General features: G+C 72.7%; 5 protein-coding genes. 3 read left to right on the top strand and 2 right to left on the bottom strand.

What is annotated here, in order from left to right; translation table 11 throughout:
- Positions 1-53 precede the first annotated feature (53 nt).
- Positions 54-1778: a cellulose binding domain-containing protein gene (locus ACOJTC_RS19265; RefSeq protein ID WP_420117925.1), complete on the bottom strand. Its 1725-nt coding sequence runs from the start codon at positions 1776-1778 to the stop codon at positions 54-56.
- 310 nt (positions 1779-2088) lie between these two features.
- On the opposite strand from ACOJTC_RS19265, the gene ACOJTC_RS19260 reads away from it, so the two are divergent.
- Positions 2089-2658, top strand: a complete 570-nt coding sequence (locus ACOJTC_RS19260) for a hypothetical protein (RefSeq protein WP_420117924.1) — start codon at positions 2089-2091, stop codon at positions 2656-2658.
- A gap of 390 nt (positions 2659-3048) precedes the next feature.
- On the opposite strand, the gene ACOJTC_RS19255 is transcribed toward ACOJTC_RS19260, so the two are convergent.
- Positions 3049-4257 carry an MFS transporter gene (locus tag ACOJTC_RS19255; RefSeq protein WP_420117923.1) on the bottom strand — a complete coding sequence of 403 codons (1209 nt, stop codon included), beginning with the start codon at positions 4255-4257 and terminating at the stop codon, positions 3049-3051.
- 213 nt (positions 4258-4470) lie between these two features.
- On the opposite strand from ACOJTC_RS19255, the gene ACOJTC_RS19250 reads away from it, so the two are divergent.
- A complete protein-coding gene (locus ACOJTC_RS19250) occupies positions 4471-4770 on the top strand; it encodes a hypothetical protein (protein ID WP_204923113.1) in 300 nt (99 codons plus the stop codon).
- A complete protein-coding gene (locus tag ACOJTC_RS19245; protein WP_232376997.1) occupies positions 4770-6416 on the top strand; it encodes an amidase in 1647 nt (548 codons plus the stop codon). The genes ACOJTC_RS19250 and ACOJTC_RS19245 overlap by 1 nt, the downstream gene beginning before the upstream one ends.
- Positions 6417-6443 lie beyond the last annotated feature (27 nt).

Genomic DNA, 6443 nt, shown 5'->3' with positions numbered 1-6443 from the left:
TACGGCCGCCGCGGTGTCCGCGGCGGCCGTACGGGGTTGCTCCGGTCGACCGGTCAGGCCACCGTGCAGGGGATGCCGGTGAGGGTGAAGGCGGTCGGCTCCGCGGTATTGCCGGTGTGGTCGGCCTGGAAACCGACCTCGACGGTGCCACCCGGGGCGATCGTGCCGTTGTAGCTGACGTTGCGGGCGCTCACCTGGCCGCTGGACGGCGAGAAGGTGGCGTTCCAGCCCGAGGTGATGTTCTGCCCCGACGGGAGGGTGAAGGCCAGCGTCCATCCGTCGATCGTCGAGGTGCCGGTGTTGGTGATCGCGATGTTCGCGGTGAAACCCGAGGCCCAGGTGTTCATGGTGTAGACGACCCGGGGTCCGCTGCCGCCCGCCGTGGGGGTGGGGGTCGGGGTGGGCGTCGGGGTCGGGGTCGGCGTCGGGGTGCCCGTGGGCGTCACGGTCGGGGTGGGGGTCGGCGTGGTGCCGTTGACGCTGGTCACGAACGTCATCACGCTGCGCGCGGGCAGGTTGACGGTCAACGAGCCGTTGGACATGGTCAGCGCGCTCTGCGGGGCGACGTTACGGCTGCCGTCGGTCAGCCAGTTCTGCACGCTGCCCGACGCGGTGGCACCGGAGAGGGTGAACTGCTGGCTCACCGCCGAGGTGTTCTTGTTGACCGCGACGATGACCACGGTGTTGCCGCCCCGGTAGGCCGAGACGTAGACGTTCGACGCCGGGTTGGCCGTGGCGTCGACGCGGACGTATCCGGGCCGCACGAACCGGGCGTACTGGGCCATGATCGCGCCCCGCTTGCTGATCTGACCGTCCTCGCGCATGGGGCCGTAGCTGCGCCGCAGGTACCACCAGACGTACGTCTGGAACTCGGCGTCGACCATGGACCGGTGGATGTGCTCGCCGACGTCGAGCGCCTCCGGCCAGGCGTCACCCGAGTTCGCGTTGCTGTTCGGGTAGTAGACCTCGGTCATCCACAGTTCCTTGCCCGCCCCCTTCTGCTTGAACAGCGGGTACGGGAAGTTCGAGTACGAGGTGCCGTAGAGGTGAGCCCCGATGATGTCGACGTTGGCCAGCGCGGTGGCGTCGTTGAGGATCGGGTCCGACATCGACTTGACGTACTGGAACGATTCCGGCGCCATCACCCGGGTGCTGATCACCCCGGAGTTCTCCTTGAGGAACTTGACGATCTCGCCGGAGGTCCACCACGTCCAGTCGTGGGCGTAGTCGGGCTCGTTCTGCACGGAGATGGCGTAGAGGTTCACCCCGTTGTTGCGCATGTACACGGTGAAGTCGTTCAGGTACTGCGCGTACGCGGCGTAGGAGCTGGCCCGCAGGCGCTTGGCGTTGGTCTGGCTGCCCCGGGTGAACGTCTCGATCATGCTGGCCGGGGGGTTCCACGGCGAGGCGAAGACGGTCACCCCGAGTTCGGCCGCGCGCTTGGCCGTGGCCAGGTCACGGCTCCAGTCCGCCTGGCTCTCGCCGACCGGGATGCGCAGCACGGAGAAGCCAAGCCGGCCCTCACCGGTGCCGAACGCCGTCTCCCGCTGGGCGGCGGTCAGGTCGCCGATCCAGCCGGCGTGGGTCATCGCGCCGTAGCCCTTGATCGTCTGCCGGGACGCCGACAGGTTGATGCTGGCCGGGGCGGCCGAGGCCTCCGTGGCCCCCAGGGCCGCCGTGGCCGCCGCGACGGGCAGCGCGCCCAGCGTCGTCAGGACGACGCGACGGCTCAGTGTTTTCCGCTCGCCGGCGGCCGGCCCATTCTGATCCTGCGTCATTTCTTTCGTCCTCCTGGTGGTGGTGATACGCGCCCTGCCGGTTCCGTCGAACCGGTCGGCACCGATCTGCTGCGCCGCCACGGGGATGACCTGGACGTCACCGTCGGCGTTTCGACAGCACATATCGACTGTAATGATTGTGAACGTTAACGGCCGGAGTTTAGTTTCCCCTTCCATAGGGGTCAAGCACGCCGGCCGCATCCGGGTCCGCACCGATCCCGCGCGTCCGGTGGTCGTCGCACACCGCCACGACGCGGGCGGCGACGGTGGGCGACCGGCGCGCACGGCCGGCCACCCGACGGTTGCTAGCGTGACCGTCGTGACGGAGTTGGCGGACCTGGCCCTCACCCCCGACGAGCGGGCCCGGGGCATCGGGGTCGACAGCGTGCTGTTCGTGATGGACTGGACCGGCGAGGAGGAGCCCGGCGACCTGGCGGCGTTCGTGGCCGGGCGGGTCCGGGTCTTCGGGGCACAGCCGGACGGCGTCGACACCGACGTCGTCCAGCGGGCCGCCGAGGCCGACCCGACGCTGGGCCGGGGCGACCTGCCGATCCGCCAACTCGACCACCTGTCCGGCGTGCTGGCACCGCTCGGCTTCACCCTCGCGGTGCACGACGACGGCACCGACAGCTACCCGGTGCTGGTCCTGCGGACCGGCGGGCAGCCGCCGACCGGGCTGACCCACCAGGGCCAGCCGGTACGGGACTGGGCCTCGCCACCCACCGAGACCCTGGTCAGCCTCGACTGCCCGGGCTGCGGGGCGATGCTGGTCTGGCAACTGCCGGCGGCCGGGAGCCTCGCCGACGAGCACTGTGACTGCGGAACCGCGCTGTTCGACGCCACCGGCCGCCCACTGCCCGACGTCACGCTCCACGACTGAGCCGTTCCCGGCGACGGACGACCACCGGGTAATGGGGTGCGGAACGGGTTCGATTGTGAAGGGCATGGCGACTCCGGCGGGCAATTGATCTGATGTTCCGCCCTTTCCGCATCGTCGAACGGGAATGCCCCGCGGTAACTGTCGGGCCGACGCGACCCGGTCCACCGCGTGGTGGTGCGCGGTCCGGCGCACCCCCGACCGGCGCTGGCCCGGCCGCTGCCGACAGCCGTCCGGCCACCGCCGTCCCCGCCGGTCGCCCGACCGGGGCGGGCGGCACACCACCGGAGCGGGCCGGCCGGGCACCGCTCCGCGAAACGTCCGACCACGCGCCGGTCCACCGGCCGGTTCCCGAACGGGCCGACGTCGACGCCGGCCGGGCCGCCGTACGCCTCAGGCCCCGGTCGTCGACGCCTCCAGCCGGCGGACCGCCCGGCTGGACACCATCCCGAGCACGGAGAGCACCACCAGCGCGGCGAGGATCAGCAGGGTGTCGCGGGTACCGACCACCGCGGCGGCCGGCCCGACCGCCACCTGCCCCAGCGGAATGGCCACGAACGAGCCCAACATGTCGTACGAGTAGACCCGGGCCAACCGGTCGGCCGGGACGTGCTGGGCGATCGACGTCTCCCAGGCCACCGAGAACTGTTCCACGGCGATCCCGACCACCAGCGCGGCGGCCAGCAGCGCCACCAGCGTCGGGGTCAGGGCCAGCGCCAGCAGCAGCAACGACTCGGCGACCATGCAGACCACCCCGAGCAGCAGCAGCCGGCGTACCCGCAGCCGCAGTGCGACGACGCCGCCGACGACCATCCCGACGGTCTGCGCCGCCAGCACCAGGCCCCAGGCGCTGCGGCCGATCGTCGCGTCGGCGACGGCCGGGCCGAGCACGCTCACCCCACCGGCGAGGGCCGCGTTGAGCACCATGAACCCGAGCACCACCACCCACACCCAGGTCCGGGCGGCGAACTCGGTCCAGCCCTCCCGCAGGTCGGCGACGACGCCGGTACGGACGGCACCGCCGCGCGCGGCGGGCACCCGGACCCCGGCGAAGGCGACGGCCGCGACGGCGAAGGTGACCGCGTCGACGGCGAGCCCCCAGCCCGGGCCGACCGCGGCGACCAGCAGGCCGCCGAGCGCCGTGCCGCCGATCATGCCGGCGTTCATGCCGAGCCGGATGATCGCGTTGGCCGGCTGGATCAGTTCCGCCGGGACGGTCTGCGGCGTCGCGGCGGCCGAGGCGGGCTGGGCCAGGGCGCTCACCACCCCGTTGGCCGCGCCGAGCGCCAGCAGCAACGGGATCGTCGCCGTGCCGGTGAGCACCAGGGCGGCCACCGCCGCCTGGGTCGACGCGCCGAGCAGGTTGGAGCCGACCAGCACCAGCCGACGGGGGACCCGGTCGGCGAGCACGCCGCCGAAGAGCACGAACAGCACGTTCATCAGCGAGCGGGCGCCCACGACCAGCCCCAGGTCGCGGACCGAACCGGTCAGGTCGAGCACGGCGAAGGCCAGTGCCACCGGGGCGACCGCGTTGCCCACCATGTTGACCAACCGGCCGGCGACCAGGCGACGGAAGGCGGCGTACCGCAGTGGGGCGAGCATGTTCTCCTCCGGGACGCGGTCGCGCGACCCGAGCACCCTAGCCAACGCCGGCCGGCGGCGCGGCCCCGCTGCATCGGCCCGGCCGTCCACTGTCGCGCCCCCGTACAGGGGCATTGACCTGCGTGGCTTCACGACGCCGAGATCAACATGTCACGTCCGCGACACGATCTGGCTCGACAGTGGGGCATCGTCGCCCACCCCTCAAGGAGCGTCATGGCCCCCACCCCACCGACCGACGCGGAACTGGACGTCCTCATCCGCGCCCGGCTCGCGTCACTCGGCATCGACCTCGACCAGCTTCCCCCCGGAACCACCGCCGACCCGCAGACCGGCTCCCCCGGCCGGGACTCCGTGCTGGCCTCGCTGCGCTCCTTCGTCCGCGGCACCGTCGGCACCCTCGCCGCCTACCAGCCCCCCGCGCCGGCCGGCACCGACCCGGCCGTGGCCATGGCGCTGTCCCAGCAGCCCGCGCCGATGCTCTACCCCTCGATCAGCACGGAATGGCGGAAGTGATGAGCACAGCACCTGCCGACCGCGGCGTCGACCGTCGCGCCTTCCTCGCCCGGACCGCCGCGCTGGCCACCGCCTCGGCGGTAGGTGGCGTCGTCGGGCTGCCCGCCGTCGCCTCGGCCGCCGGCGTCAGCCGCGCGGCGGCCGCCCCGCCCGGCCGCTACAACCCGGCGCTGGCCGTGCCCAACGCCTACGTCAAGCCGCGCCCGGAGGCGGTGGCCGACCCGACCGAACTGACCGTCGCCGAGGCCGCCTGGCTGATCCGGGCCGGGAAACTCACCCCGGAAAAGCTGGTCGAGGCGTACCTGGCCCGGATCAGCCGCTACGAGACGACCTACCAGGCGTTCAACCTGGTGCTCGCCGAGCAGGCGGTCAAGGCGGCCCGCGCGATGGCCCGCAAGCCGCACCGGGGCGCGCTGCACGGCATCCCGCTGGCCATCAAGGACAACTACTACACCGCCGGGGTGCCGACCACCGCCAGCTCCTACCTGTTCGCCGACTTCCGGCCCCCGTACGACGCCACGGCGGTGACCCGGCTGGTCACCGGCGGCGGGGCGATCGTGCTGGGCAAGACCCAGATGGGCCCGCTGGCCACCACCCGGGCCACCACCCCCGCCGGGGTGGTCACCACCGTCAACGCCTGGACCCCCACCAATCCGGCCACCGACCCGGGCGGATCGTCCACCGGCACCGCCACCGCCGTGGCCGGACGGCTCGCCGCCTGCGGCACCGGCACCCAGACCGGCGGCTCGATCACCGCGCCGTCCAACGCGCAGAACCTCACCGGACTCAAGCCGACGATGGGACGGGTGTCGCTGCACGGGATCATCCCGCTCAGCTACACCCGCGACCACCCCGGCCCGCTGGCCCGCGACGCCAAGGACGCGGCCATCATGCTCACCGCGATGGCCGGTGAGGACCCGGCCGACCCGCGCAGCCAGGGCCTGCCCGCGGTGCCCAAGCTGATCGACGCGGCCACCCCCACCTACCAGGGCGGCAAGCTCAAACTGCGGTGGAAGACCCGGATCGGGGTGCTGCCCGGCTTCACCGCCGGCACCTCGGAGACCGCGCTGGCCCGGCAGGCTTACCTGGCGAAACTCGCCGCGATCACCGGCGCGACGATCGTCGACGTGCCGCTGCCCGACGAGTGGGACCTGCTCACCGGCAGCGCGTTCAACAACGTGCGGCTGCCCGAGCGCACCGAGCCCTTCCTGCCCTACCTGCGAACCGACCTGCGGGGTTTCGGGGTGTCGGTGACCGGCTGGTTGCAGGGGGCGCTACTGGGCGGCGGTGAGTTCATCACCGGCCAGCGGGCCAAGCTGCTGCTGATGGAGCGGGTGCTGGACCAGCTCTTCGCGCACTGCGACGTGGTGGTGCAGACCGGTCCGGTGCCGTTCGACATCCTCGGCCTGCCCGAGATCGGCTTCCCGATCGGGTTCACCGGCGCGGGCCTGCCGATCGGCACCATCCTCGGTGGCCTGCCGTACGGCGAGGACCGGTTGTTGTCGGTGGTCGCCGCCTACCAGGCGGTCACCGACTGGCACCTGCGCCGGCCGGTCGACCCGCCGACCACCCCGGCGACGGGGCGCAGCGCGGCCCCGGCCGGGCTGCGGCTCACCGCCGACGAGGTGGCCCGGCTCAGTCAGTGACCGTCAAGGTCGTCCGCCCGCCGGCTC

It is taken from the genome of Micromonospora sp. (assembly GCF_048594385.1).
GTDB classification, from domain to species: Bacteria; Actinomycetota; Actinomycetes; order Mycobacteriales; family Micromonosporaceae; genus Micromonospora; species Micromonospora wenchangensis.
Note: the sequence above shows the minus strand (reverse complement) of the source record. Positions and strands in the feature narration are given on the sequence as shown.

Bases quoted from the DNA above. Each gene is read 5' to 3' on its own strand.
- ACOJTC_RS19250 (WP_204923113.1), top strand. From the start codon at position 4,471: ATGGCCCCCACCCCACCGACCGACGCGGAACTGGACGTCCTCATCCGC.
- ACOJTC_RS19255 (WP_420117923.1), bottom strand. From the start codon at position 4,257: ATGCTCGCCCCACTGCGGTACGCCGCCTTCCGTCGCCTGGTCGCCGGC.
- ACOJTC_RS19245 (WP_232376997.1), top strand. From the start codon at position 4,770: ATGAGCACAGCACCTGCCGACCGCGGCGTCGACCGTCGCGCCTTCCTC.
- ACOJTC_RS19265 (WP_420117925.1), bottom strand. From the start codon at position 1,778: ATGACGCAGGATCAGAATGGGCCGGCCGCCGGCGAGCGGAAAACACTG.